Origin of the sequence: Streptomyces sp. NRRL S-340 (genome assembly GCF_000720185.1) — a bacterium.
GTDB lineage: Bacteria > Actinomycetota > Actinomycetes > Streptomycetales > Streptomycetaceae > Streptomyces.
The window spans coordinates 97,984-124,383 of the sequence record NZ_JOIY01000001.1 but is presented as its reverse complement, the minus strand read 5'-3'; the positions used below and the strand labels follow the sequence as shown (position 1 = coordinate 124,383).

The 26,400-nt window shown below is 72.6% G+C and carries 19 protein-coding genes and 1 pseudogene; 14 read left to right on the top strand and 6 right to left on the bottom strand.

Translation table 11 applies throughout. The features are described from left to right. Positions 1 to 50 precede the first annotated feature (50 nt). The 3 genes from nhaA to IG64_RS00495 all read right to left on the bottom strand — a co-directional run bounded on the left by nhaA (position 51) and on the right by IG64_RS00495 (position 6,306). The gene (gene nhaA, locus IG64_RS00505; RefSeq protein ID WP_037850579.1) at positions 51 to 1,490 is read right to left on the bottom strand and encodes a Na+/H+ antiporter NhaA; all 1,440 of its coding nucleotides are present in this window, start codon (positions 1,488 to 1,490) and stop codon (positions 51 to 53) included. Positions 1,491 to 1,751: 261 nt separating this feature from the next. Continuing rightward, positions 1,752 to 3,707 (bottom strand): acetate--CoA ligase, encoded by a 1,956-nt coding sequence (gene acs / locus IG64_RS00500; protein WP_037850578.1) that lies wholly within the window; start codon positions 3,705 to 3,707, stop codon positions 1,752 to 1,754. Between the two features lie 217 nt (positions 3,708 to 3,924). Continuing rightward, entirely contained in the window at positions 3,925 to 6,306 is a 2,382-nt protein-coding gene (locus tag IG64_RS00495; RefSeq protein ID WP_078883683.1) for a bifunctional SulP family inorganic anion transporter/carbonic anhydrase, read from the bottom strand. 260 nt (positions 6,307 to 6,566) lie between these two features. On the opposite strand from IG64_RS00495, the gene IG64_RS00490 reads away from it, so the two are divergent. Then, positions 6,567 to 7,844 (top strand): lipoprotein, encoded by a 1,278-nt coding sequence (locus IG64_RS00490; protein ID WP_037850577.1) that lies wholly within the window; start codon positions 6,567 to 6,569, stop codon positions 7,842 to 7,844. Between the two features lie 6 nt (positions 7,845 to 7,850). On the opposite strand, the gene IG64_RS00485 is transcribed toward IG64_RS00490, so the two are convergent. Further along, entirely contained in the window at positions 7,851 to 8,831 is a 981-nt protein-coding gene (locus IG64_RS00485; RefSeq protein WP_037850936.1) for an ATP-binding protein, read from the bottom strand. Positions 8,832 to 8,931: 100 nt separating this feature from the next. Between IG64_RS00485 and IG64_RS00480 the strand changes: the two genes are divergently transcribed. Further along, the gene (locus IG64_RS00480; RefSeq protein WP_037850576.1) at positions 8,932 to 9,795 is read left to right on the top strand and encodes an oxidoreductase; all 864 of its coding nucleotides are present in this window, start codon (positions 8,932 to 8,934) and stop codon (positions 9,793 to 9,795) included. A gap of 479 nt (positions 9,796 to 10,274) precedes the next feature. Here the strand turns inward: IG64_RS00480 and IG64_RS00475 are convergent, their stop codons facing one another. Next, positions 10,275 to 11,108 carry an HAD family hydrolase gene (locus IG64_RS00475; protein WP_037850574.1) on the bottom strand — a complete coding sequence of 278 codons (834 nt, stop codon included), beginning with the start codon at positions 11,106 to 11,108 and terminating at the stop codon, positions 10,275 to 10,277. A gap of 591 nt (positions 11,109 to 11,699) precedes the next feature. On the opposite strand from IG64_RS00475, the gene ssd reads away from it, so the two are divergent. The 7 genes and pseudogenes from ssd to IG64_RS38060 all read left to right on the top strand — a co-directional run. After that, a complete protein-coding gene (ssd, locus tag IG64_RS00470; RefSeq protein WP_037850573.1) occupies positions 11,700 to 12,803 on the top strand; it encodes a septum site-determining protein Ssd in 1,104 nt (367 codons plus the stop codon). Continuing rightward, positions 12,800 to 14,065 (top strand): TadA family conjugal transfer-associated ATPase, encoded by a 1,266-nt coding sequence (locus IG64_RS00465; protein ID WP_234438332.1) that lies wholly within the window; start codon positions 12,800 to 12,802, stop codon positions 14,063 to 14,065. Before ssd ends, IG64_RS00465 begins: the two co-directional genes overlap by 4 nt. 5 nt (positions 14,066 to 14,070) lie before the next feature. Further along, on the top strand, positions 14,071 to 14,964 hold the full coding sequence (locus IG64_RS00460; RefSeq protein WP_051812185.1) for a type II secretion system F family protein: 894 nt from the start codon (positions 14,071 to 14,073) through the stop codon (positions 14,962 to 14,964). Continuing rightward, positions 14,961 to 15,860, top strand: a complete 900-nt coding sequence (locus IG64_RS00455) for a type II secretion system F family protein (RefSeq protein WP_037850571.1) — start codon at positions 14,961 to 14,963, stop codon at positions 15,858 to 15,860. The genes IG64_RS00460 and IG64_RS00455 overlap by 4 nt, the downstream gene beginning before the upstream one ends. Before the next feature lie 174 nt (positions 15,861 to 16,034). Then, a complete protein-coding gene (locus IG64_RS00450; protein ID WP_037850569.1) occupies positions 16,035 to 16,235 on the top strand; it encodes a DUF4244 domain-containing protein in 201 nt (66 codons plus the stop codon). Beyond that, positions 16,222 to 16,662 carry a TadE family type IV pilus minor pilin gene (locus IG64_RS00445; protein WP_078883682.1) on the top strand — a complete coding sequence of 147 codons (441 nt, stop codon included), beginning with the start codon at positions 16,222 to 16,224 and terminating at the stop codon, positions 16,660 to 16,662. Before IG64_RS00450 ends, IG64_RS00445 begins: the two co-directional genes overlap by 14 nt. Further along, positions 16,659 to 17,021: pseudogene (locus tag IG64_RS38060) on the top strand (Rv3654c family TadE-like protein); the annotation flags it as partial. The gene IG64_RS00445 and the pseudogene IG64_RS38060, both read left to right, overlap by 4 nt. Before the next feature lie 6 nt (positions 17,022 to 17,027). Here IG64_RS38060 and IG64_RS00440 read toward each other — a convergent pair. After that, positions 17,028 to 19,514 carry a DEAD/DEAH box helicase gene (locus IG64_RS00440; protein ID WP_037850568.1) on the bottom strand — a complete coding sequence of 829 codons (2,487 nt, stop codon included), beginning with the start codon at positions 19,512 to 19,514 and terminating at the stop codon, positions 17,028 to 17,030. Positions 19,515 to 19,596: 82 nt separating this feature from the next. Here IG64_RS00440 and bldG point away from each other — a divergent pair, with 82 nt between their 5' ends. The 5 genes from bldG (at position 19,597) to IG64_RS00415 (ending at position 26,239) form a co-directional block, all read left to right on the top strand. Then, positions 19,597 to 19,938: an anti-sigma factor antagonist BldG gene (gene bldG / locus IG64_RS00435; RefSeq protein WP_009189842.1), complete on the top strand. Its 342-nt coding sequence runs from the start codon at positions 19,597 to 19,599 to the stop codon at positions 19,936 to 19,938. 106 nt (positions 19,939 to 20,044) lie between these two features. Then, a complete protein-coding gene (locus tag IG64_RS00430; protein WP_037850567.1) occupies positions 20,045 to 20,470 on the top strand; it encodes an ATP-binding protein in 426 nt (141 codons plus the stop codon). Between the two features lie 734 nt (positions 20,471 to 21,204). Then, positions 21,205 to 23,613, top strand: coding sequence for a sodium-translocating pyrophosphatase (locus IG64_RS00425; protein ID WP_037850564.1), 2,409 nt, complete (start codon positions 21,205 to 21,207; stop codon positions 23,611 to 23,613). 290 nt (positions 23,614 to 23,903) lie between these two features. Next, positions 23,904 to 24,518, top strand: a complete 615-nt coding sequence (locus IG64_RS00420; RefSeq protein WP_037850562.1) for a small secreted protein — start codon at positions 23,904 to 23,906, stop codon at positions 24,516 to 24,518. A 176-nt stretch (positions 24,519 to 24,694) separates the two neighbouring features. Next, positions 24,695 to 26,239 carry a DUF7059 domain-containing protein gene (locus IG64_RS00415; protein WP_037850559.1) on the top strand — a complete coding sequence of 515 codons (1,545 nt, stop codon included), beginning with the start codon at positions 24,695 to 24,697 and terminating at the stop codon, positions 26,237 to 26,239. Positions 26,240 to 26,400: the final 161 nt, after the last annotated feature.

Below are 26,400 nucleotides of genomic sequence, written 5' to 3'. Positions count from 1 at the left end.
CCTGACTCTGCGTTCCGGAACGGTCCGGGGTTTTGTACCGTCCCGTCAGATCATGCCGGACTGTCGTTCTGCTCGCCTGCCCCGCCCTCCACTTCCGCAAGCCGCCCTGCCCGTTCGGCCTCTTTGCGGGCGGCGATCCGGCGGTGTTCGACGGCCTTGCGTTCGAGGATGGCCGCCATGCGCAGGTGGTAGGCGGGGTCGTCCTCCTCGTAGACGTCCGGGATGCCGTCGAGGTCGTCGTCGCGCTCCTCGGCCTCGCACATCCTGCGGTACCGGGCGTTGCGGAGCTTGAGCAGCACGGTCGCGAGTGTCGCCGCGACGACCGAGCCGGTGAGGACGGCGGCCTTGACCTCGTCGGTCAGCGCCGCGTCGCCGGTGAAGGCCAGTTCGCCGATGAGCAGGGAGACGGTGAAACCGATCCCGGCGAGGGTGGCGAGGGCGAAGACGTCGGCCCAGGCCAGGTCGTCGCTGAGCGAGGCCCTGGTGAACCGGGAGGTGAGCCACGTCCCGCCGAAGATGCCGAGCGTCTTGCCGACGACCAGACCGAGCACGACACCGAGCGTCTCGGGCCGGGTGAACACGTCGGCCAGTGCCCCGCCGGAGACGGAGACGCCCGCGCTGAACAGCGCGAACAGCGGGACGGCCAGCCCGGCCGAGAGCGGCCGTACCAGGTGCTCGATGTGCTCGCCGGGCGAGTGCTCCTCGCCCTCGCGGGTCGTGCAGCGCAGCATCAGGCCCATCGCGACGCCCGCGATGGTGGCGTGCACGCCGCTGTTGTACATCAGCCCCCAGATGACGAGCGCGAGCGGCACGTACACGTACCAGCCGCGTACGCCCTTGCGCAGCAGCAGCCAGAACACGGCCAGGCCCACGAGGGCTCCGGCCAGGGCGGCGAAGTTCAGGTGGTCGGTGAAGAAGACCGCGATGATCAGGATGGCGAACAGGTCGTCGACGACGGCGAGGGTGAGCAGGAAGGCGCGCAGCGCGCTGGGCAGGTTCGTGCCGATGACCGCGAGCACGGCCAGCGCGAAGGCGATGTCGGTGGCGGTCGGCACCGCCCAGCCGCCGAGGGAACCGGCGCCGGTGAGGTTGGTGAGGGCGTACACCGCCGCCGGGGCCGCCATGCCGCACAGCGCGGCGACGACCGGCAGGGCGGCGGCTCTGGGATCTCTCAGGTCGCCCGCGACCAGTTCTCGCTTGAGTTCGATGCCGGCGACGAAGAAGAAGACCGCGAGGAGCCCGTCGGCGGCCCAGTGCTCGACGGAGAGGTCGAGGCCGAGGGCGGAGGGGCCGAAGCGGAAGTGGCTGAGGCTCTCGTAGCCGGCGCGCAGGGCGGGGATGTTCGCCCAGACGATCGCGGTGATCGCGGCGAGCAGCAGCAGGACACCGCCCACGGTCTCGGTGCGCAGGGCGTCCGCGACGAAGTTGCGCTCCGGCAGGGACAGACGCCCGAGGGCCTTGCGAGCGGCGCGGGAACGGGGGGTGGCCACGGGAACCTCCGGTCGGTGGGCAGAGCTGAGCACATGCCGACCAGACTTCCCGGCGCACCTGATGATCTTGCTGCGTAACTGTTGCTTTGCTTAGTTTACCTAACGTGCGACGGGAAGGGGTACGAGGCGGGCGCCCGGGGGCTTCCTCGGACGTCCCCGGGTGAGACACGGAACGCGCGAGAGGGCGCCCGGCGTCGCTCGCGCCGGGTGCCCTCTCGCGCTCTTCCCAGTCCTGGAACCGGCCCCGAGCCGGTCCTCGCGTCAGTCCTCGCTGGGCGCCGCCGGGAGCTTGGTCTGGATGAGGTCCATGACCGTGGAGTCCGTCAGGGTCGTGACGTCTCCGAGCTGCCGGTTCTCCGCCACGTCGCGCAGCAGACGACGCATGATCTTGCCGGAGCGGGTCTTCGGCAGCTCGGCCACCGGCAGGATCCGCTTCGGCTTCGCGATCGGGCCGAGCGTGCTGCCCACGTGGTTGCGCAGCTCGCTGACCAGGTCGTCGCTCTCGGCAGCCGTCCCGCGCAGGATGACGAAGGCCACGATCGCCTGCCCCGTCGTCTCGTCCGCCGCGCCGACGACCGCCGCCTCGGCGACCGAGGGGTGGGAGACGAGCGCGGACTCGACCTCGGTGGTGGAGATGTTGTGGCCGGACACCAGCATCACGTCGTCCACGCGGCCGAGCAGCCAGATGTCGCCGTCGTCGTCCTTCTTGGCGCCGTCACCGGCGAAGTAGCGGCCCTCGAAGCGGGACCAGTAGGTGTCGAGGAAGCGCTGGTCGTCGCCCCAGATGGTGCGCAGCATCGACGGCCACGGCTCGGTGAGCACCAGGTAGCCACCGCCGCCGTCGGGCACCTCGTTCGCCTCGTCGTCGACGACCGTCGCGCTGATGCCGGGCAGCGGGCGCTGCGCGGAGCCGGGCTTGGCGTCGGTCACGCCCGGCAGCGGGGAGATCATGATGCCGCCGGTCTCCGTCTGCCACCAGGTGTCGACGACCGGGGTCCGGTCGCCGCCGATGTTCTTGCGGTACCAGATCCAGGCCTCGGGGTTGATCGGCTCGCCGACCGAGCCGAGCACCCGCAGGGAGGACAGGTCGAACTTCGCGGGGATGTCGTCGCCCCACTTCATGAACGTGCGGATCGCGGTCGGCGCCGTGTACAGGATCGTGACCCCGTACTTCTGCACGATCTCCCAGAACCGGCCCTGGTGCGGCGTGTCGGGCGTGCCCTCGTACATGACCTGCGTACCGCCGTTGGCCAGCGGTCCGTAGACGATGTACGAGTGGCCGGTGACCCAGCCGACGTCGGCGGTGCACCAGTACACGTCCGTCTCCGGCTTCAGGTCGAAGACGGCCCAGTGCGTGTACGCGACCTGCGTGAGGTAACCGCCGGACGTGTGCAGGATGCCCTTCGGCTTCCCGGTGGTGCCCGAGGTGTAGAGGATGAACAGCGGGTGCTCGGCCTCGAACGCCTCCGGGGTGTGCTCGGCGGACTGCCGGCCGACCGTCTCGTGCCACCACAGGTCGCGGCTGTCGTCCCAGGCGACCTCCTGGCCGGTGCGGCGGACCACGAGCACGTTGCGGACGCTGTCCACGCGCCCGACCGCCTCGTCGACGGCCGGCTTGAGCGCGGACGGCTTGCCGCGGCGGTAGCCGCCGTCGGCCGTGATCACGACCTTGGCGTCGGCGTCCTGGATCCGGGTGGCGAGCGCGTCCGAGGAGAAACCGCCGAAGACGACGGAGTGCGCCGCACCGATGCGGGCGCAGGCCAGCATCGCGACGGCGGTCTCCGGGATCATCGGCATGTAGATCGCGACCCGGTCGCCCTTCTGGACCCCCAGTTCGAGCAGCGCGTTCGCCGCCCTGGACACCTCGTCCTTGAGTTCGGCGTAGGTGATGGCGCGGCTGTCGCCGGGCTCGCCCTCGAAGTGGATCGCGACGCGGTCCCCGTGTCCGGCCTCGACATGCCGGTCCACGCAGTTGTACGCCACGTTGAGCGTGCCGTCCTTGAACCACTTGGCGAACGGCGGGTTCGACCAGTCCAGGGTCTCGGTCGGCTCCTTGGCCCAGGTCAGCCGGCGGGCCTGCTCGGCCCAGAAGCCGAGCCTGTCAGCCTTGGCCTGTTCGTACGCCTCGGCCGTGACGTTGGCGTTCGCGGCCAGGTCAGCGGGCGGCGCGAAGCGTCGCTCCTCCTTCAGAAGGTTGGCCAGGCTTTCGTTGCTCACGACATCTCCCTTTCCCAGGGTGTCCGTTGTGTCCCAGGCCACAGCTCATCAGACCCGGGGGCCGGATGACAAGGGCCGACGGGCAATTGGTTTAGACCTGTTGCGGAGTGCTTGCGCAGCTCCGGCGCCCGGACGGCGGGTTGCCGTCCGTGTTCAGCATGGCCCCCGGAAGCGGAGGGGGCCATGCCGGGGGGCATGCGTGTCGCCGGCCGCTCGGTCACCCCCCGCTGGACAGGCCCTTCGCCGGTGCCGCCCCTTCTGCCCCTCTTGTGTCTTCTGTCTGTTCTGCCTCGGAAATCTCTTCCGCCGCTGTGGCCGGCCGCGGTGTCGCTGTCCCCGCGGGGAGGAACACCTCGCCGCCGGTCCCGTCCCCGGCGGTGACGGTGAGCAGGTACGTCTGCGCCTCGGCCGCGTGGACGTACAGGCCGTGCAGCTCCAGCGTGCCGTCGCGCAGGGCCCGGGCCACCGCGTCGTGGGCGCGCAGGTGCTCCAGTTGCTGGACGATGTTGGTGAGGCACAGCAGTTCGACCGGGTCCGCAGGTCTCCGGCCGTCCAGCGAAGGGCCGCCACCGGTGCCGCCCTCGCCGGCCATCCGCTCCAGGCTGGGGGCCCCGTGCCGCAGCCACCGTCCAAGGGGCGTGCTGCCGTCCCCGAAGCCGGGGCGAGGGCCGGGGCCGGGGCCCGAGCCGGGGCCGGCGTCCGGGGCGGACCGGTGGACCGAGCCGGGGCTGGATGTGGCGTCCGGGCCGGATCGGGGCCCCGCGCCGGAGTCGAGGAGGGCCTGCATGGCGCCGCATCCCGAGTGGCCGCACACCGTGATGGAGCGGACCCCGAGCACGTCCACCGCGTACTCGATCCCGGCGGCCACCGAATCGTCCCCGCGCTCCTGCCCGGGAAGCGGGACGAGGTTGCCCACGTTCCGCACGACGAAGAGGTCACCGGGGCCGCCCGCGGTCAGCACGGCCGGGGAGGGGCGGGAGTCGGCGCAGGTGATCAGGAGCCGGGCGGCCTGCTCCCCGCTCGGGCCGGGCGGAGGTGCCGCACCGGCCGGCCCGGCGCCGCGGACCGCGCTGCGGCGGCCGGTGAGCCGGACGGAGCCGCCCTGCGCGGTGTGCGTGCGCTGCCAGTCCCGCAGCGACTCGTAGGCCGCGTGGTCCATGAAGGAGCCGTCCCACTCGACGGTGACGTCCGCTCCGTGGGGGACCAGATGCAGGGTCCGGCTGAGCCGGGGCACCGCGAGGAACGTCAACTGCCCTCGCACGCGGACGTGATGGACTCCCTTCTGCTCGGCGTGGGTGATACGGGTGCGGGTGAGGCGGTGCAGGGCGAGGGCGACGGCCACGGCGACTCCGAGCGCCACCCCCTGCAGGACGCCGAGAGTCACCACGCCGAGGGTGGTGACGGCGTACACCGGCACCTCCCGGTGGCGCGTCACCGTACGGATGTGGTGCACGGAGACCATCTGGATGCCGACGGCCATCACCAGGGCGGCGAGTGAGGCGAGCGGGATGAACTCCAGGACCGGGACCATCCAGAGCGCGGCGATCACTACGAGAACGCCGTGCAGCATCGTGGAGTTCCGGCTCACGGCGCCCGCGCGGACATTCGCCGAACTCCGCACGGCCACCCCCGCCACCGGAAGGCCGCCGAGCGCCCCGGAGACGACGTTGGCGGCGCCCTGGCCCAGCAGTTCCCGGTCGAGGTCGCAGCGGGCGGGGCGGCCGGCCGGACCCGGGCGGCCGGCCACCAGCTTGTCCACGGCGACGGCGCCGAGCAGCGACTGAACGCTGCACACCAGCGTCGTGCTGAGGACCGCGGCGGCGAGGCCGAGGGCCGGGCCCTCGGGCAGCCCGGCCAGGGCGTGGCTGCGCCAGGACGGCAGGTCGACCCGGGGCAGGGCCAGGCCGGTGAGGCACACGGTCGCGGTGGCCCCGGCGACGGCCACGAGCGCGGCGGGCACCGTGCGCAGCAGGCGGCCCGCCCGGCCGGGGAGCCGGGGCCAGGACAGCAGCAGGGCGAGGGTCAGCGCGCCCGCGGCGAGCGCGGCGGGATCCGGTGCGGCCAGCTGGGAGGGCAGCGCGAGCAGGTTCGCGAGCACGGAACTCTGGGGGCTGCCGCCCAGGACGATGTGCAGCTGGGCCACGGCGATGGTGATGCCGATGCCGGCGAGCATGCCGTGCACGACGGCGGGGCTGACGGCGAGGGCGCCGCGGGCCACCCGCAGGCAGCCGAGGGCGAGTTGGGCGAGCCCGGCGAGGACGGTGATGGCGCACGTCGTCCGCCAGCCGTAGCGGTGGATGAGGTCGGCGGTGACGACGGTGAGCCCGGCGGCGGGCCCGCTGACCTGCAGCGGGGAGCCGCCCAGGCGTCCGGCGACCAGCCCGCCCACGGCCGCGGCCACGAGCCCCGCCTGGAGCGGGGCGCCGGTGGCGAGGGCGATCCCGAGGGAGAGCGGCAGCGCGATCAGGAAGACCGCGACGGCGGCGGAGAGATCGGCACCCGCGATGTGGAGGCGGCGCCTGGGCGGCGGCGGACTGTGGGGTGGATGGGAGCGCTCGGTGCGCGCGGAGTCGGGGTGGGTGGGCACGCAGGCTGACATGTCTCTGCTCCTTGTGACGGGAGGCGCGAAATACAACGCTGAGTAAAGCAAAGGTAATGCAACGTAAAGTTCAAGCATGGATATTCTGCGCAAATGGGCCATTGAATCACCTTGAAGGGTGAAGTGGTCTTTTCATCGGCTTGTCGTACTAATTCCTTCTCGCTTTCGTGCGACCTTGACGGCGCTGTCGGCACGGCCGGCACAGCACCAGCACACGCCGTCTCGGCGTTGGACGAGAGAAGGAAGAAGGTGGGCGGAACATGGCCGCCAACCAGAGGATCGCCGCGAGCGTCGTCGCCGCCGTGGCCTGTGCCTCGTCGCTCGCCGGTTGTGCGAGCGGCACCGACGCGCCCGAGCACGGCGCGCACGGCGCGCACGGCGCACCCGGTGCGCCGAAGGCCGCGCAGGCGCCCGGCAGCGTCGTCCGTCTGATCGGCGACGGGTCGACCTCGTACACCGGAGCCCAGCCCCGCCTGCCCAGGCCCCAGAGGCTGAAGGCGGGTGAGAAGCCCCCGCAGTTCGTCGTGTTCTCCTGGGACGGCGCGGGCGAGGACAGCCAGAAGCTGTTCTCGCACTTCCGCGAGGTGGCCAAGGAGAACAACGCGCACATGACGTTCTTCCTCAGCGGTGTGTACATGCTGCCGAAGGAGAAGCGGGACCTGTACCGGCCGCCGCAGCACGCACAGGGCAGTTCGGACATCGGCTTCAACGACGAGCAGGGCATCGCCGACACCGCGCAGCAGGTACGCCTGGCGTGGCTGGAGGGCAACGAGATCGGCACCCACTTCAACGGCCACTTCTGCGGCCCCGACGGCGGGGTCGGCCAGTGGTCGGTCGACGAGTGGAAGAGCGAGATCGACCAGGCCAAGCAGTTCGTGAAGACCTGGAAGACCACCAGCGGCCTGAAGAACTCCGCCGCCCTGCCCTTCGACTACGACAAGGAGCTGATCGGCGCCCGCACGCCGTGTCTGGAGGGCCAGAAGAACTTCATGAAGGCGGCGAGCCAGATGGGCTTCCGCTACGACAGCAGCGGCGTCAACAACCAGGTGTGGCCGAAGAAGCGCAGCGGTCTGTGGGACCTGTCGATGCAGCTGGTGCCCTTCCCCGGACACACCTTCGAGCAGCTGACCATGGACTACAACTTCATGGTCAACCAGTCGGGCACCCAGACCCAGGGCGACCCCGACAAGTTCGGCTACTGGGGCGACCAGATGCGCGACGGCCTGCTCAAGGGCTTCTACCGGGCCTACGACGGCAACCGCGCGCCGCTGGTCATCGGCAACCACTTCGAGTCGTGGAACGGCGGCACGTACATGCGTGCCGTCGAGGAGGTCGTGAAGGAGGTGTGCAACAAGCCGGAGGTGCGCTGCGTCTCCTTCCACGAGCTGGCCGACTGGCTGGACGCCCAGGACCCGCAGACCCTCGCCAAGCTCCGAGGACTGGAGGTCGGCGAAGCCCCCAAGCAGGGCTGGGCGTCCTTCCTGTCCGGCCGCCCGGCCCCGGCGCCCAAGGGAGTGCCCGGGGCGCCCAAGCCGTAGCGGTCGTCAGGCGGAGGCCGTGACGCCCTCGCCCAGCACGAAGCCGGGGTCGACCTGCGCCGCCAGGTCGGCCCCGGTGCGCTCGTTGCCCCAGGAGGCGGCGTTCTTCAGGTGGAAGTGCGCCATCTGCTGGGTGTAGCGCTCCCAGTCGCGCAGTTCGTACGTGGCGTCGGCGGCCACCTGGAGGGTGCGCAGGGCGCGGCGGTTGGCGTCCTCCAGGAGGCCGAACCGGGGCGGCCGGCCCTTCTCCATGGCGCGCACCCAGTCGGAGTGCCCGACCGTCACGATCAGGTCGTCCCCGACCTCGGCGCGCAGGAAGTCGAGGTCGTCCGGTCCCTGCACCTTGTTGCCGACGACCCGCAGGACGACGCCGTAGTCGCGGGCGTACTCCTTGTACTGGCGGTAGACGGAGACCCCCTTGCGGGTCGGTTCGGCGACGAGGAACGTGATGTCGAAGCGGGTGAACATGCCGGAGGCGAAGGAGTCCGAACCCGCCGTCATGTCCACCACCACGTACTCGTCGCGGCCGTCCACCAGGTGGTTCAGGTACAGCTCCACCGCGCCCGTCTTGGAGTGGTAGCAGGCCACCCCCAGGTCGGCGTCCGTGAAGGGGCCGGTGACCATCAGGCGGACGCTGCCGCCGTCGAGATCCACCGGACGCGCACAGGCGTCGTAGACCGGGTTGTTCTCGGCCACGCGCAGCAGCCGCGACCCCTCGCCCGGCGGTGTCGTCTTGATCATCGTCTCGGCGGAGGCGATGCGGGGGTTGCTGCCGCGCAGGTAGTCCTTGATCAGGGGCAGCCGGTCGCCCATCGCCGGCAGCTCTGCCGCGCGGGCCTCCTCCATGCCGAGGGCGGCCCCCAGGTGCTGGTTGATATCGGCGTCGACCGCGACGACGGGCGCCCCGGTCGCCGCGAGATGGCGGATGAAGAGGGACGACAGCGTGGTCTTGCCGCTGCCGCCCTTCCCGACGAAAGCAATTTTCATGTTCACGAAGCGTAGTGCGGCGATAGCTGTACGTGGCAGCCTCCGTGAAGAAGACCACTCCTTCGGGGAAGTGGCCGCCGGGGTGCGTAGGGTCGTACTCATGAGTACGTCAGGCGCGACAGCCGATCCTTCCCCGGGTGCCCGGGCGGGCTCGAGGCGGGAGGACCCCCTCGCCGCCCTCGCGGTGCTGCCCGGTGTGGCCGAGTCCGTGGAGTCCGTGCGCAAGGCCGTGGACCGGGTCTACGGGCACCGGATCATGCGGCGGCGCAGCAATGCGATCACTGCCGAGGCGGCGCTGCGAGGCGCGCGCGGCTCCGCGGCGCTGTCCGGGGCCGACTGGGCCCTGGAGGAGGTGCGCCGGCGGACCGACTTCAGCGGTGACGACGAGGCGCGCGTGCTCGGCGCGGCACTGCGGCTGTCGGCCGAGGCCGGCCAGTTGCTCTCCATCTGGCGGCAGTCCCCGCTGCGGGTACTGGCCAGGCTGCACCTGGTGGCCGCGGCCGGCCAGGAGGACACCGTCGGCAGACCGCGCCAGGAGGGGGAGCGGGTCGACGAGCCGCTCGTCGAGCTGCCGCTGCCGGGCGCGGCCGAGGTGTCCGGGCGCCTGGAGGGGCTGTCGGAGCTGATCATCGCCGGCGGTACCGCGCCCGCCCTGGTGACGGCGGCCGTGGTGCACGGCGAACTCCTCGCCCTGCGCCCCTTCGTCTCGCACAACGGTCTGATCGCGCGGACCGCCGAACGCATCGTCCTGGTGGGCAGCGGTCTGGACCCCAAGTCGGTCTGCCCCGCGGAGGTGGGGCACGCCGAACTGGGCAGAGCGGCCTACCTGGCGGCCCTCGACGGGTACGTCTCCGGCACCCCTGAAGGCATGGCGGCCTGGATCCGCCACTGCGCCGAGGCGGTCGGGCTGGGGGCGCGGGAGTCCACGGCGGTGTGCGAGGCGCTGCAGCGCGGGGCGGCCTGAGAAGGACGGGTCCGGGAAGGACGGCCCGGGAGGGCGGCCCGAGAAGGACGGCGCCTGGGAAGGGAGTCCTCGGAGGGCGGCCGGAGAGGGGTGCGGCGGTCCGGTCCGGTGCCGGCCGGTCACAGGAATGCGGCGGTACGAGTTCTCGTACCGCCGCTGGCATGAGCACCGAGTTACCAGGCGTCCTCGATATGTCGCCCATCAGGTCGGGGTCTTTGCCCGTCACCTGGTGCGGCTGGCCCGTAATCGACGGGTCGACGTCGCGTGGGTGCCCGGTGTTCATGCTCGGTCCGTGGGGCCGAATGCGTTGTAAAGGTGATCCTTGCGGATGTCCTCTGGTCTCGCGGGCCGTTGAGTCCTTTGTACTGCACAGGGGTGACAAGTGGAACCCCCGCCCGCACTTCTTTACTTTTAGGTTCAAACAGGACTCAACCGGACGGCGGCGACGCCCGGAAGGCACTCCCGGCCGGCCCGAGGGCTCAGGAGAGCGTCCCCCGCCTCCTGCTCGCGTACCAGACGAGCCCCGCGGTGGCCGCCGCCGCTCCCACGGCCGCCGCCGCGACCAGGGCCGGGCGCGGCGGCACGGAGAACGCGGGCAGCCGCTGCTTGAGCCGCACCGGCCGGTGGAAGTCCAGAACGGGCCACCCGCGCGCGAGTGCCTCACGGCGCAGCGCCCGGTCGGGGTTGACGGCGTGCGGATTGCCGACCGACTCCAGCATCGGCACATCGGTGGCCGAGTCGCTGTACGCGTAGCACCGCGCGAGGTCGTACCCCTCGGACCGGGCCAGTTCGCGGACCGCCTCCGCCTTCGTCGGTCCGTAGGCGTAGTACTCCACCTCGCCGGTGAAGCAGCCGTCCTCGCCCACCACCATCCGGGTGGCCACGACCCGGTCCGCACCCAGCAGTTCGCCGATCGGCTCGACCACCTCGGCGCCCGACGTGGAGACGATGACGACGTCGCGTCCGGCCCGGTGGTGCTCCTCGATCAGGGACGCGGCCTCGTCGTAGATGATCGGGTCGATCAGGTCGTGCAGCGTCTCCGCGACGATCTCCTTGACCTGTCGCACGTTCCAGCCGCGGCACAGCGCGGACAGGTACTCGCGCATGCGCTCCATCTGGTCGTGGTCGGCGCCGCCGGCGAGGAAGACGAACTGCGCGTAGGCGGTCCGCAACACCGCCCTGCGGTTGATCAGCCCGCCTTGGTAGAAGGACTTGCTGAAGGTGAGCGTGCTCGACTTCGCAATGACCGTCTTGTCCAGATCAAAGAAGGCAGCTGTGCGGGGCAAGGAGTGGTTTTCCACGACGTCGAGCATAGGGGCAGCCCATTCGGCGTAAGCTCGGCGCGTGGGTTTGCCTGAGAGGGCTCTCGGGTACACCATGGAAGTCACGGATCGTTCGCGACCGTGCTAACCCGGCCCGACTCCTCCCCCCCCGAGTCGGCCGTGGAGACGACCCCCGCTCTCCCCCCCGGCGGGGGTCGTCGCATGTCCGGATGGGTTTTCCCTCCCTCTGCGCCCCTTGTGGCGGCTGCCGCGCCCAGGACACCGGCTCCTCCCGGCGGTCCGACGCGCCCCTCGATTCGTGACTGTGTGTAGTTGTAGCGCTGCGCTGCGGAAGTCGCACGGGATCCAGTACAGGGGTCACCGGTTTGGGTGACGGCCATTTTCACAACGGCCGAGTTGTCCACAGATTTCGACCAAGATCCACATCATTTTCCGGTTCGCTGCACCGTGATTCCTGCGCGCACCGCTGGCGGCGGAGTTCATGGCCGGTTCCGTTTGTCGGGCGCGTATGGCCGGTTCCTATCGGCCGCCCATATGGGGCCGCTCGTCGGTTCTCCACATGTACGGGATTCGCGGGCCCGCGGGGGCCGCGCGGAAGATGCAGCGAAGGGGGAACGGCCCATGGCCGGAACTGTCACCCATGATCCGCCGTCCGGCACCGCGGGACGGCAGGGCGGGCCACTGATCGTCACCGAGGACGTCGATCTCCTGGACGACCTGCTGCGGCTGTGCGCGGCGGCGGGCGCCACACCGGAGGTGCACCACGGCGTGCCCGAGCGGCGGGGCAGCTGGGAGGCGGCACCGCTGGTGCTGGTCGGCGACGACGCCGCGCAGCGGGTGCGCGGAGCACTGCGCCGACGGGGCGTCGTCCTCGTCGGCCGCGACCAGGACGACTCCGGGGTCTGGCGGCGCGCCGTCGAGATCGGCGCCGACCACGTGCTCGTGCTGCCCGACGGGGAGCAGTGGCTGGTCGACCGGATCGCCGATGTCGCCGAAGGCGTCGGGCGGCCCGCGCTCACCGTGGGCGTCATCGGCGGCCGCGGCGGCGCGGGAGCGTCCACGCTGGCCTGCGCGCTCGCCGTGACCTCCGCTCGGGAGGGCCTGCGCACCCTGCTCGTGGACGCCGACCCGCTGGGCGGCGGACTCGACGTGCTGCTCGGAGGGGAGGCGGCCGAGGGACTGCGCTGGCCGGCCTTCGCCACCTCGCGCGGGAGGGTGGGCGGCGGCGCGCTGGAGGAGTCACTGCCCGAACTGCACGCGCTGCGCGTGCTCAGCTGGGACCGCGGCGACTGCGTCGCCGTCCCGCCGCAGGCCGTCCGCGCGGTGCTCGCCGCCGCCCGGCGCGGTGGCGGGGCCGTGGTGGTCGACCTGCCCCGCCGGGTCGACGAAGGAGCGGCCGAGGCGCTGGCGCAGATCGACATCGGGCTGCTCGTGGTCCCCGCCGAACTGCGCGCCGTGGCAGCCGCGGCACGGGTCGCCTCCGCGGCCGGCATGGTCCTGCGCGACCTGCGGGTGGCGGTACGCGGACCGTACGCGCCCGGCCTCGACGACCGCGAGGTGGCCCGGCTGCTCGGACTGCCGCTGGTGGGAGAGGTGCCCGTGGAGTCCGCGCTGCGGCGCCCCGGCGAGGGCAGGACACCGCCCGGCGCCGCGGCCCGCGGGCCCCTGGCCCGTTTCTGCACGGCCTTCTGGGAGCGGGCGCTGATCGAGGCGGGTGCCGCATGAGGACGCGGACCGACCAGCGGTGGCCGGCGGCCGAGCGGGCGACCACGGCGGGCGGACCGCGCGTGCAGGGCGCCCCCGGCCGGCCGGTCGTGCCGGCGCAGCTGCTCGACGGCGTCCGCCAGTGGCTGGCGGAGAGCGGCGCCGAGCCGACACCCGCGCGCGTGGCGCAGGCGCTGCGGGAGCAGGGCCGGGTGCTCGGTGACGCGGAGGTGCTCGGAGCGGCCGAGCGGCTGCGCTCCGAGCTGATCGGCAGCGGTCCGCTGGAGCCGCTGCTCTCCGACCCCTCGGTGACCGACGTCCTCGTGTCGGCCCCCGACCAGGTCTGGGTCGACCGCGGAGGCGGACTGGAGCGGGCCGCTGTCACCTTCGCCGACGCGGCGGCCGTGCGGCGTCTCGCGCAGCGTCTGGCCGCGGTGGCCGGACGGCGCCTGGACGACGCCCGGCCCTGGGCCGACGCCCGCCTGCCCGACGGCACCCGGCTGCACGCGGTACTGCCACCGGTCGCCGTCGGCTGTACGTGCCTGTCCCTGCGCGTCGTACGGCCGCGCGCGTTCACACTCGGCGAACTCGTCGCCGCGGGCACGGTTCCGCCGGGTGGAGAGCATGTGCTGCGGGCGCTCGTCCAGGCGCGGCTGTCCTTCCTCGTCAGCGGCGGCACCGGCAGCGGGAAGACCACGCTGCTCAGTGCTCTGCTGGGGCTCGTCGGACCGGGCGAGCGCATCGTGCTCGCCGAGGACTCGGCGGAGCTGCGCCCCGACCATCCGCATGTCGTCCGTCTGGAGACCCGGCCCGCCAACCAGGAGGGAGCGGGCCTGGTCACCCTCGAGGACCTGGTACGGCAGGCGCTGCGGATGCGGCCGGACCGGCTGGTGGTGGGCGAGGTCCGCGGCGCCGAGGTGGTCCACCTGCTCGCCGCGCTGAACACGGGTCACGAAGGCGGGTGCGGCACGGTGCACGCCAACGCGGCGGCGGACGTGCCCGCCCGGCTGGAGGCCCTGGGCACCACCGCGGGACTGGACCGGGCGGCGCTGCACAGCCAGTTGGCCGCCGCGCTGTCGGTGGTGGTGCACCTGGTCCGCGACCGCGCGGGGCGGCGGCGCATCGCCGAGGTGCGGGTGCTGGAGCGGGACGCGAGCGGGTGGGTGCGCACGGTCCCGGCGCTGCGCTGGGGTGCGCAGGCGTTCGTGGAGGAACGGGGGTGGGAGCGGCTGCGGGAGCTGCTTCGCCCGGCGGACACGGAAAGCGGGGCGAGGACGCGGTGAACGGGATGGACGAATGGGCTCTCGGGCCGGCGGCGTTCACCCGGCCGGTGGCCGCCGCGGCGACCCTGGCGTGCGCACTCGCTGCCGCCCGGCTGCGGGGCGGGTGGCACTCCGGCGCGCGCCGGGCACGCCTGCTCCTCGCGGGCGGCGGCGCGGTGGACACCGGCCCTCCGACGGGGGCGCGGGTCCTCGGTGAACTGGCCCGGTTGCGCGCGCGGGTGCCGGTCGAGTGGTGGGCGCTGGCCGCCGGGCTGCTGCTGGCGGTGCTGGGCACTTCGGTGCTGCCGGTCGTCGCGGGGGCGGCCGGGGTGCCGGTCCTGCGCCGGACCAGGCTGGCCCGGGCCGCGCGCCGGGCCCGGGAGGGGCGGGTGGACGCGGTGATCGCCCTGTGCGGTGCGCTCGCCGGTGAGGTGCGCGCCGGGCGGCAGCCGGGCCAGGCGCTGCTGTGTGCCGCGCGTGACTCGGGTGGCTTCGGGGACGCCCAGGCGGCCGTGCTGGCGGCGGCGCGGTTCGGCGGGGACGTTCCGGGCGCGCTCGCCGCCGCGGCCCGGGAACCGGGAGCCGAGGGCCTGCGGGGGCTCGCCGCCTGCTGGCGGGTGGCGGTGGACCAGGGCGCGGGCCTCGCTGCCGGGCTCGACCGGCTGGAAGGAGCACTGCGCGCGGACCGGGACCAGCGCGCCGACCTGCGGGCCCAGTTGGCGGGCGCGCGGGCCACGGCGTTGATGCTCGCCGCGCTGCCCGCCCTCGGACTCCTGCTCGGCACGGCCATGGGCGCCGACCCGCTGCACGTGCTGCTGCACACCGGAGCGGGCCTGGGCTGCCTGGCCGTGGGCGGTGCGCTGGAAGGCGTGGGGCTGTGGTGGGCCCTGGGGATCGTGCGACGGGCGGAGGCGGCATGAGCGCGGACGTCGTCCACAGGCTGGGGATGCTCCTGGCAGTGACCGTACTCCTCGCGCTGGCGGCGCGGAGGCTGCGGGCGGTGCGCAGGGAGCGGCGTCTACGGCGGCGTACGGCCGCCCTGCTGGCGAGGGAGGCCGTGCCCGGCGCGGAGACCGCCGGTGTCCGGCATCTCCCCTCGCGGGCGCGGATGCAGGCCCGGCCGCAGGCACAGGGGCAAGGGCACATGCGGGCGCCGGGCCGGGCGTCGGCGCGGTCGCGGGAGCGGGCACGGGTGCCGGTTCCGGATGCCGTACGGCGTTGGCTTCCCGCGGTGGGGATCGCGGGCGCCGGGTGGGTGCTGCTCGGCGGGTTCGCGGGCGCCGCGGCCGGACTGGTCTGCGCGGCCGGGCTGTCGCGGTGGCGGGAGCGGGCGGTGAAGCGGTCCGGGACCGAGCGTGACGCGGTCGAAGCCGCCCGGCAACTGCCGCTCGCCGCCGATCTGCTGGCCGCCTGCCTGGCGGCCGGCGCGGACCCGGTGATCGCGGCCCAGGCGGTGGGGGAGGCCCTGGGCGGGCCGGTCGGGGAAGTGCTGGCCCGGGGAGCGGCGGAGGTACGGCTGGGCGGCGCGCCTGCCGACGCCTGGCGCGGTCTGGCCTCGGCCCCGGGCGCTCAGGCCCTGGCTCGGTTGCTGGAGCGGGCGGGTGAGACCGGGCTTCCCGCCGCCGGGCCGGCCGCCCGGCTGGCCGCCGACGTCCGCGCCGACCGCGGGCGCGCGGCCACCGCACGGGCGCGACGGGCTGCGGTGCTCGTCACCGCACCGGTGGGGCTGTGCTTCCTGCCCGCCTTCGTCGCGGTCGGGGTGCTGCCCGTGGTGATCGGTCTGGCGGGCGGGGTGTGGAGAGGCGGTGGTGGCTGACGGCACGTGGAGCGCGCGCGTCACGGACGGGCGACGAGCGACTGGCCGACCGACGGAACGTCACCGGTCGACCAGCGAGACGGGCTTCGGCCGACCGACGGCACGACCTCGGGCGGCCGGCGCGACGACATCGGACGACGACTGACAACGGAACGAGACCTCACGGGGGTTGAGATGAACACGAAGGTGCGGGCACGGCTGCGTGCCCTGGCGGACCGCATGCGCAAGGACGCCGGAATGGTCACTTCCGAGTACGCCATGGGCATCATCGCGGCGGTGGCGTTCGCCGTGCTGCTCTACGAGGTGGTGACGAGCGGGCAGGTCAAGACGGAACTGCAGAACATCGTGAAACGAGCCCTCAGTGCGCGGATGTGAGCGGCGCGCCGGACGCGGCGGCGACCAGGGGTTCGTGACGGCGGAGGCCGCCATGGTCCTGCCCGTGCTGGTGCTGGTGGTGACCGCGCTGGTGTGGGGGCTGCTCGTCATGGTCGCCCAGATCCAGTGCGTGGACGCCGCCCGGGCGGGTGCCCGGGCGGCCGCCCGTCAGGACCCGGAGGGCGCGGTCGTCCGGGCGGTGCGTGAGACGGCACCGCACGGAGCGGAGGTCACCGTGTCCCGGCAAGGGGAACGGGTCCATGTGGTCGTCACCGCCGCGCCACCGGGGCTGGGCCTGCTGCCCTTCACCCTGCGCGAGGAGGCCGTGGCCGAGGCGGAGGAGACGGCGGGGCCGGGGCCTGGGCCCGAACCCGGGCTTGCGGCGGCGGGGCCGGGGACGGCGCCGAGGGAGGAGGTGGTGCAGTGAAGCGCCGCTTCTCCGGGTGCGACCGCGGTTCCGCCACCGTCTGGAGCGTCGGGGCCGTCGCCCTGCTGTGTGTGGTGTTCGGGGTCGGACTCGCGCTGGGGCAGGCCGTGGTCGTCCGGCACCGTGCGGCCGGGGCGGCCGACCTCGCGGCGCTGGCCGCCGCGGGCCACTGGGCACAGGGCGGTGCCGCGGCCTGCGCCCGCGCGGACCGGGTGGCCCGGGCCCAGCACGCCCGTCTCGTGCGGTGCGTCGTCACCGGTGCCGTCTCGGACGTCACGGCCGCCGCGGGAGGCGGGCCGTTCGCGGCCCGGGCCCGGGCCAGGGCGGGTCCACCGGGGCCCGTGGACACCGGCTCCGGCGGCCGCTCACCGGTGCGGGCCGGCCTCTTCCCGCTCGGCGGGCCTGCCGGGCGCGCCCTTCAGCAGCACGGTCAGCAGCCGTACGGCGCCTCTCTTGTGGAGCGGGTCGTTGCCGTTGCCGCACTTGGGGGACTGGATGCAGGACGGGCACCCGGCGTCGCACTCGCAGGAGGCGATGGCCTCGCGGGTGGCGGTGAGCCAGTCACGGGCGGTGTGGAAGGCACGTTCGGCGAAGCCCGCGCCGCCGGGGTGGCCGTCGTAGACGAAGACGGTCGGCAGGAGGGTGTCGGGGTGCAGCGGGATGGAGACACCCCCGATGTCCCAGCGGTCGCAGGTGGCGAAGAGCGGCAGCATGCCGATCGACGCGTGCTCGGCCGCGTGCAGGGCGCCGCCGAGGATCTCCGGGTTGATCCGGGCCTCGTCGAGCTGGTCCTCGGTGACCGTCCACCACACCGCGCGGGTGCGCAGCGTACGAGGAGGGAGGTCGAGCTTCGTCTCACCGAGCACTTCCCCCGTGATGACCCGGCGACGCAGGAAGGACACCACCTGGTTGGTGACCTCGACGGAGCCGTAGCAGAGCCGGCCGCTGCCCCAGGGCACCTCGACGTCCGTCTCCAGGACGGAGATCGCCGTCGTGTCGCGGGCGACCGTGGTGTACGGCGGGTTCGCCTCCTCGACCAGGGCGACCGAGTCGTCCAGGTCGAGCGAGCGCACCAGATACGTACGGCCCTGGTGCAGGTGGACCGCGCCCTCGTGCACGCTCGTGTGCGCGGCGGCCTCGTCGACCGTGCCGAGCAGCCGTCCGGTGCCGGCCTCGACGATCTGCACCGGCCTTCCGCCCTCACCGCGGATGTCGGTCAGGTCCGCGGCACGCTCCCGACGCGTCCAGTGCCAGGCCGTGGCCCGCCGGCGCAGCAGCTTCGCGGCCTCCAGTTGCGGCAGCAGCTCCGGACACGACGGGCCGAACAGTTCGACGTCCTCCTCCGTGAGCGGAAGCTCGGCCGCGGCGGCGCACAGGTGCGGTGCCAGGACGTACGGGTTGTCCGGATCGAGGACGGTGGATTCCACCGGCTGGTCGAACAGCGCCTCCGGATGGTGGACGAGGAAGGTGTCCAGCGGGTCGTCGCGGGCGACCAGCACGGCGAGGGCGCCCTGCCCGGCGCGGCCCGCGCGGCCCGCCTGCTGCCACAGGGACGCACGGGTGCCCGGGTAACCGGCGATCACCACGGCGTCCAGGCCGGACACGTCCACGCCGAGTTCCAGGGCGGTGGTGGCGGCCAGCCCCAGCAGGTCGCCCGAGTGCAGGGCCTGTTCCAGAGCGCGGCGTTCCTCGGGGAGGTAGCCGCCCCGGTAGGCCGCGACACGCCGGGCCAGCGGCCGGTCGATCTCCGCGAGCCGTTCCTGGGCGATCACCGAGATCAGCTCGGCGCCACGCCGGGAGCGTACGAAGGCGACCGAGCGCACACCCTGGAGGGTCAGGTCGGTCAGCAGGTCGGCGGTCTCGGCGGTGGCGGTGCGGCGGACCGGGGCGCCCTTCTCGCCGTGCAGTTCGGTGAGCGGCGGCTCCCAGAGAGCGAACACCAGTTCACCTCGGGGGGAGGCGTCGTCGGCCACCTCGACCACGGGCAGGCCGGTGAGGCGGCGGGCGGCCACCGAGGGCTCGGCCGCGGTCGCCGAGGCCAGCAGGAAGACGGGCGAGGCGCCGTAGCGCGCGCACAGCCGGCGCAGGCGGCGCAGGACCTGGGCGACGTGGGAGCCGAAGACGCCGCGGTAGGTGTGGCACTCGTCGATGACGACGTACTTCAGGGCGCGCAGGAAGGAGGACCAGCGCGGGTGGGAGGGCAGGATCCCGCGGTGCAGCATGTCCGGGTTGGTCAGGACGTAGTTGCCGTACTGGCGGATCCACTCGCGTTCCTCCACCGGCGTGTCGCCGTCGTACACGGCGGGGCGCACCCCGGTGCCGAGCGGCCGGGCAAGTTCCCGCACCGCGCGGCACTGGTCGGCGGCCAGGGCCTTGGTGGGAGCGAGGTAGAGGGCGGTGGCACCCCGGCCGTTGGGAGCCTGCGACCCCTCCAGCAGCGCCGACAGCACCGGGACCAGATACGCGAGCGACTTGCCGGACGCCGTGCCCGTGGCGACCACCACGGACTCGCCGTCCAGGGCGTGCTCGGCGGCGCGCGCCTGGTGGGCCCAGGGGTGCTCGATGCCGCACGCCTGGACGGCCGCGATGATCTCCGGCCGAATCCGGTCGGGCCAGACGGCATGGCGACCCGCCCGCGGGGGCAAGTGCTCCGTATGAGTGATGCGCGCAGCCCGGCTCGGCCCGGAGGCGAGCCGGTCCAGAACCGCGCCCGGCGACAGGCGGGTTGTGTGGTCCGTCGGGGTCCGATCGGATCGGTGATTCTTGGCCATTGGCACCGAGTGTGTCACCGGCGTGACGGACAATGGAGCCAAGGCGTCGTGCACGCCTGCCGGTAAGTGATTGAATGCCATCGCGGCTGGCGAACCGTCCCGGGGGGCTTCAAGCCGAGGTGCCCGAGGGGCGACCGCTCGATAGCAAGGTGCTGGAGGATCCGTGGACCTGTCCCTGTCGACCCGTACCGTCGGCGATCGTACGGTCGTCGAGGTCGGTGGCGAAATCGACGTATATACCGCGCCCAAGCTGCGCGAGCAGCTGGTCGAGCTGGTGAACGACGGGAATTTCCACCTCGTCGTCGACATGGAGGGCGTGGACTTCCTCGACTCCACCGGTCTCGGCGTGCTGGTGGGCGGCCTGAAGCGTGTGCGTGCCCATGAGGGCTCGCTGCGCCTGGTCTGCAACCAGGAGCGCATTCTCAAGATCTTCCGCATCACCGGTCTGACCAAGGTGTTCCCCATCCACACCTCGGTCGACGAAGCGGTGGCGGCCACCGACTGACCGCCGGCCCCGGGCCGGTGTCCGGGGCGGAAGAAGTTCATGCGGGGGGCCCGGCTCTCGGCGGCCCGGCCCCCTGACAGCACGCCCGTAGCTCCTAGGGGGACGCATGGCCACCGTCGAACTCCGCTTCAGCGCGCTGCCCGAGCACGTCAGGACCGCCCGTCTGGTGGCGGCAGCGGTGGCGCGCAGGGCCGGGGTCGACGAGGCCGTCCTCGACGAGGTCCGGCTCGCCGTGGGCGAGGCCTGCTCCCGTGCCGTCGGGCTGCACCAGAGCGGTGGGATCGCCGCGCCGGTGACGGTCGTGCTGACCGAGGAGGAGAAACAGTTCTCCATCGAGGTCGGCGACGAGGCGCGGCACGCTCCGCGCCACCCCGGGGACGCCCCGGGGGACGACGCCGAGGCCGAGGAGGACGAGATGGGTCTCGCGGTCATCAGCGGCCTCGTCGACGACGTGGAGGTCTCGACCGGGGAGGACGGCGGTCAGATCAAGATGACCTGGCCGACCGCGCCGCCGAACGTCGTTCTTTCCTGAGCCCCGCCGAGTCGACGGCCCGCCTCGACCCGATCGGATCCGACCCGATCCGATCGGATCCGAGGCGGTTCGATCCGATGCGAGGCCGCGCGGGCATCCCGCGCGCCCCTTACGCCGGTCCGTACGTGCCTGCCCGTGAGCTGCACACCTGTGTGAGGGATCCCCTCGCGAGCCGCGCGGCGGTGAAGCGTGCGTGCACGTCTGGGAGCCGCGCCTCTGTGAGGCTCGCCCGTCTGTCCGCCGGGTGCGGTTGTACCGCGCGCCCCTCCGTGGGTCGCGCCCTTCTGTGCGTCATGCCGGTTCGACGGGCCGCTTCCCTGAGTCATGCCGGTTCGTGAGGCGCGCGCGTCCTTGAGGCCGTGCGCGCTCCCGTGTGCCGTGCGCGGCCGTGAGCGGCGTATCCCTCGCCGCGCGTCCGGTGAGTACCGGCCGAAGGGCCCCGCATCCGCGGGGCCCTTCGGTGTGTCCAGGGATGGGCCGGACAGGCCCGCCGGGGCCGCCGGGGCCGCAGACCCGGCATGATTTCGTGAATTCATTCACGATCGATAGCCGGATAATGGATCAAGGGTCAATGCTTTTGAGGCGTTACCGCTTTCGGGCCCCTGGCGGGCACGCGATCATTTGCTGAGGAGCCTGTGCAGGCTGATTCCATTTACCGCACACTGTTTAGATCAGGTCCGGCTACCTACAATCCGTCCACATCTTGAGCTCAGCCCAAGCGTCAAGGAGGACGAATGGCGGGGCTTTCTACCCCTCATCAGTTGGGTCAACCCACGACTTTCGCAGCCGCGGTGCTGACCAACGACAATCGGATCATCGTGGCGGTGATCGCCGCCGTCGCGCTGGCCGCGCTCGTGGTCGCGGGCATCCTGGTGCGCCAGGTACTCGCCGCGGGCGAGGGCACCGACAGCATGAAGAAGATCGCGGAAGCGGTCCAGGAAGGCGCCAAGGCCTATCTCGGCCGCCAGTTGCGCACCCTCGGCGTATTCGCCGTCGTGGTGTTCTTCCTGCTCCTGCTGCTGCCCGCCGACGACTGGAATCAGCGGGCCGGCCGGTCGGTGTTCTTCCTGATCGGCGCCGGTTTCTCGGCCGCCACGGGTTATATCGGCATGTGGCTTGCCGTGCGCAGCAATGTGCGCGTCGCCGCCGCGGCCCGGGAAGCGACTCCCGCGCAGGGCGAACCGGAAAAGGATCTCACCACCGTCTCGCACAAAGCGATGAAGATCGCTTTCCGTACGGGCGGCGTCGTCGGCATGTTCACGGTGGGGCTCGGCCTGCTGGGCGCCTCCTGCGTGGTGCTGGTCTACGCGGCGGACGCGCCGAAGGTGCTGGAGGGCTTCGGCCTCGGCGCCGCGCTGATCGCCATGTTCATGCGTGTCGGTGGCGGCATCTTCACCAAGGCCGCCGACGTCGGCGCCGACCTGGTCGGCAAGGTCGAGCAGGGCATTCCGGAGGACGATCCGCGCAATGCCGCGACCATCGCCGACAACGTGGGCGACAACGTCGGCGACTGCGCGGGCATGGCGGCCGACCTCTTCGAGTCGTACGCCGTCACGCTGGTCGCCGCGCTCATCCTGGGCAAGGCGGCCTTCGGCAACGACGGACTCGCCTTCCCCCTGCTGGTGCCCGCGATCGGCGTGATCACCGCCATGATCGGCATCTTCGCGGTGGCGCCCCGCCGCACCGACCGCAGCGGCATGAGCGCGATCAACCGCGGCTTCTTCATCTCCGCGGTGATCTCGCTCGCCCTGGTCGCGGCGGCCGTCTACACCTATCTGCCGTCGTCCTACGCCGGCCTGACCGGCGTCACCGACGCGGCGATCCGCGGCAAGGACGGCGATCCGCGGATCCTCGCCCTGGTCGCGGTGGCCATCGGCATCCTGCTGGCCGCCGTGATCCAGCAGCTGACCGGCTACTTCACCGAGACCACCAGGCGGCCGGTCCGCGACATCGGCAAGACGTCGCTGACCGGTCCGGCCACCGTCGTCCTCGCCGGCATCTCCGTCGGCCTGGAGTCGGCCGTCTACACGGCGCTGCTGATCGGGCTCGGCGTGTACGGGGCGTTCCTGCTCGGCGGCACGTCGATCATGCTGGCGCTCTTCGCGGTGGCGCTGGCCGGCACCGGTCTGCTCACCACGGTCGGCGTGATCGTCGCCATGGACACCTTCGGTCCGGTCTCCGACAACGCCCAGGGCATCGCCGAGATGTCCGGGGACGTCGAGGGGGCGGGCGCCCAGGTGCTCACCAACCTGGACGCGGTCGGCAACACCACCAAGGCGATCACCAAGGGCATCGCCATCGCCACCGCGGTCCTGGCGGCGTCGGCGCTCTTCGGGTCCTACCGGGACGCCATCACCACCGGCGCGCAGGACGTCGGGGCGAAGCTCTCGGGTGCCGGTACGCCGATGACCTTGATCATGGACATCTCACAGCCCAACAACCTGGTCGGGCTCATCGCCGGTGCCGCGGTCGTCTTCCTGTTCTCGGGGCTGGCGATCAACGCGGTGTCGCGGTCGGCGGGTTCGGTGGTCTTCGAGGTGCGGCGGCAGTTCCGCGAGAAGCCCGGGATCATGGACTTCAGCGAGAAGCCGGAGTACGGCAAGGTCGTCGACATCTGCACCAAGGACGCCCTGCGCGAACTCGCCACACCCGGACTGCTCGCCGTGATGGCGCCCATCTTCATCGGGTTCACGCTCGGGGTCGGCGCGCTCGGCGCGTACCTGGCGGGCGCCATCGGCGCGGGCACCCTCATGGCGGTGTTCCTCGCCAACTCCGGCGGTGCCTGGGACAACGCCAAGAAGCTGGTCGAGGACGGCCACCACGGCGGCAAGGGCAGCGAGGCCCACGCCGCCACGGTGATCGGCGACACGGTCGGCGACCCGTTCAAGGACACCGCGGGACCGGCGATCAACCCGCTGCTGAAGGTGATGAACCTCGTGTCGCTGCTCATCGCGCCCGCGGTCATCAAGTTCTCCTACGGGCACGACAAGAGCATCGGCGTACGGGTCCTGATCGCGATCCTGGCGCTGCTCGTGATCGTCGGCTCGGTCTACGTCTCCAAGCGGCGCGGGATCGCCGTCGGGGACGACGAGGAGAGTGCCGAACGGGTGTCCAAGCCGGCCGACCCCGCGGTGGTCTCGTAGGGGCTGTACGGCAGGCCGGGCTCGGGAGCGGGCGGGCGGCGCGTGCGACGCGCCGCCCGCCCGTGGCGTGTCCGGTGGGCGGTCTTCCGTGTCCCATCTCCCATGTCCCCGTGAGCGTGCACCCGGCGCGCCCCGAACCCCGAGTCGTGACCATGAGTCGTGTCCGTGCGCTGCGGCCAGTGCGTCGTGAGCCTTCTCTCGCTTGGTGCAAATGGCTGCAAGACGGCATGTAAGGGGTGATCGGACCCTGGCCGCGTTCCCACGGCGTGTATGTTCCGGGGCCGAGAGCCATGGAAGGGACCGATCCGGTGAACAAGAAGCTCGCGGCCGCACTGTCCGGCGGTGCGGTACTGGCACTGGCACTGACGGGATGCTCCGGCAGCAGCGACGACGGCAAGAACGACGCCCTGAACACCTGGGCCAAGCAGGTGTGCGACGGTGTCCAGCCGCAGGCGAAGAAGATCCAGGCCGCCAGCGCCGCGATCCAGAAGCAGACCTCGGACAACACCCCGACGAAGACGGTCCAGGAGACCGACGCGCAGGCCTTCCAGGACATGTCCGACGCCTACAAGGCGATCGGCGCCGCCGTGAACAAGGCCGGCGCGCCCGAGGTCGACGGCGGCCGGAAGAAGCAGCAGGACGCGGTCAAGGAACTGAACGACCTCGGTGCCTCGTACGCCTCGCTCAAGGAGCAGGTGGACAAGCTCGACACCAAGGACCAGGCCAAGTTCGCGGACGGGCTCAAGGACATCGCCACCCAGCTGGACAAGCTGAGCAGGACCGGGAACGACGCGCTCAAGAACCTCGAGGAGGGCGACGTCGGCAAGGCGATGGCCACCCAGCCGAGCTGCAAGTCCGCCCCGACCGGCGCCTCCTCCGCGACCGCGTCACCGGCGAACGGCTGATGCGCCGCCTCTGAGGCGGGTCCCGGCTGACCCGGGCGGGTCGTCGGCGCACCTGACGAGACACGGCCGGCACGCGCGCGCGTGCCGGCCGTTCGCGCACGCCCGGACGTACGCGTGTGCGGGAGCCGGGGCGTGCGCGCGTGTGCGATGTCGGTGGGAGCCGACACAATGGGTGCGTGAGTGACTCCAGCCTGCCCGCCCCGACCGCCCTTCCCGCCGCCGACCGTCCGGAGGTCGCCGCCCGGCTCCGGGACGCCCTGCTCGGCGCGTCGTTCACCGCCGACGGACTGCTCGAACTGCTCGGTGCGCCCGCCTACGCCGCGCTCGCCCGCAGCGAGACCGTGCCCGCGCTGCGGGCCACGCGCGGGGACACGCCGATCGAAGTGCTCGTCCGGCTCTTCCTGCTGCAGCAGCCCGTGCCGCACGCGCGCGTGGCGGACGTCCTGCCCGTCGGGGCCTGCCTGGAGACCGGCTGGCTGACCCGGGTCGGCGGCGACGAGGTGGCCGCGACCGTGGACGTACGGCCGTACGGCGGACTCGACGGCGAGGACTGGTTCATCGTCTCCGACCTGGGGTGCGCGGTCGGCGGCGCGGGCGGCATCGGCAGCCGTGAGGAGGGTGTCGTCCTCGGTGTGGGCGGCGCCTCCACGACCCTGGCCGGCCTCACGGTCCGTACGCCCGTCGGCTCCGCGCTCGACCTCGGCACCGGTTCCGGGATCCAGGCGCTGCACGCGAGCCGGCACGCCACGCGCGTGACCGCGACCGACCTCAACCCGCGCGCGCTGCACATCACCGCCCTCACCCTCGCCCTGTCCGGGGCACCGGCCGCCGACCTGCGGCAGGGCTCCCTGTTCGAACCGGTCCGCGAGGACGAGACGTTCGACCTGATCGTGTCCAACCCGCCCTTCGTCATCTCGCCGGGCGCCCGGCTCACCTACCGGGACGGCGGGATGAGCGGGGACGATCTGTGCCGCACGCTCGTTCAGCAGTCGGGGGAGCGGCTGAGCGAGGGCGGGTTCGCCCAGTTCCTCGCCAACTGGCAGCACGTGGAGGGGGAGGACTGGCAGGACAGACTCAGGTCGTGGGTGCCCCGTGGCTGCGACGCGTGGATCGTGCAGCGCGAGGTGCAGGACGTCACGCAGTACGCCGAGCTGTGGCTGAGGGACGCCGGTGACCACCGCGGCGACCCGGCGGAGTACCAGGCACGGTACGACGCCTGGCTGGAGGAGTTCGAGGCGCGCAAGGTGAAGGCCGTGGGGTTCGGCTGGATCACCCTGCGCAGGACGGGCTCCGCCGTTCCCTCGGTCACCGCCGAGGAATGGCCGCACCCGGTCGAACAGCCGCTCGGTGACACCGTGCGCGCGCACTTCGACCGCCTCGACTACCTGCGGGAGCACGATGACGCGGCGCTGCTCGACGCGCACTTCCGGCTCGTGCGGGAAGTGGTGCAGGAGCAGGTCGGGCTGCCCGGTGCCGAGGACCCGGAGCACGTGGTGCTGCGGCAGCACCGCGGCATGCGCCGGGCCACCACGGTGGACACGGTCGGTGCCGGTTTCGCGGGCGTGTGCGACGGCACGCTGAGCGCCGGCCGCATCCTGGACGCCATCGCCCAGCTGGTCGGCGAGGACCCGGTCCTGCTGCGCGACCGGACCCCGGCGCAGATCCGGCTGCTGGTGGAGCAGGGCTTCCTGGAGCCGGCGGACTGGAACCCGGCGGGCTGAGACCACCCGCTCGGTACGGCCGGCCCCCGCCCGGCGCCCTCCGGGCGGAGGCGGCCGAGGTCAGGGCCGGGCCTCCCAGGCGGCCCCTCCGCGTGACCGGCCCGCCCCGGAACGCAACCGCCGCCCTCCCGCGGCCGGTCCCTTCGACCATTTTTCGGTCA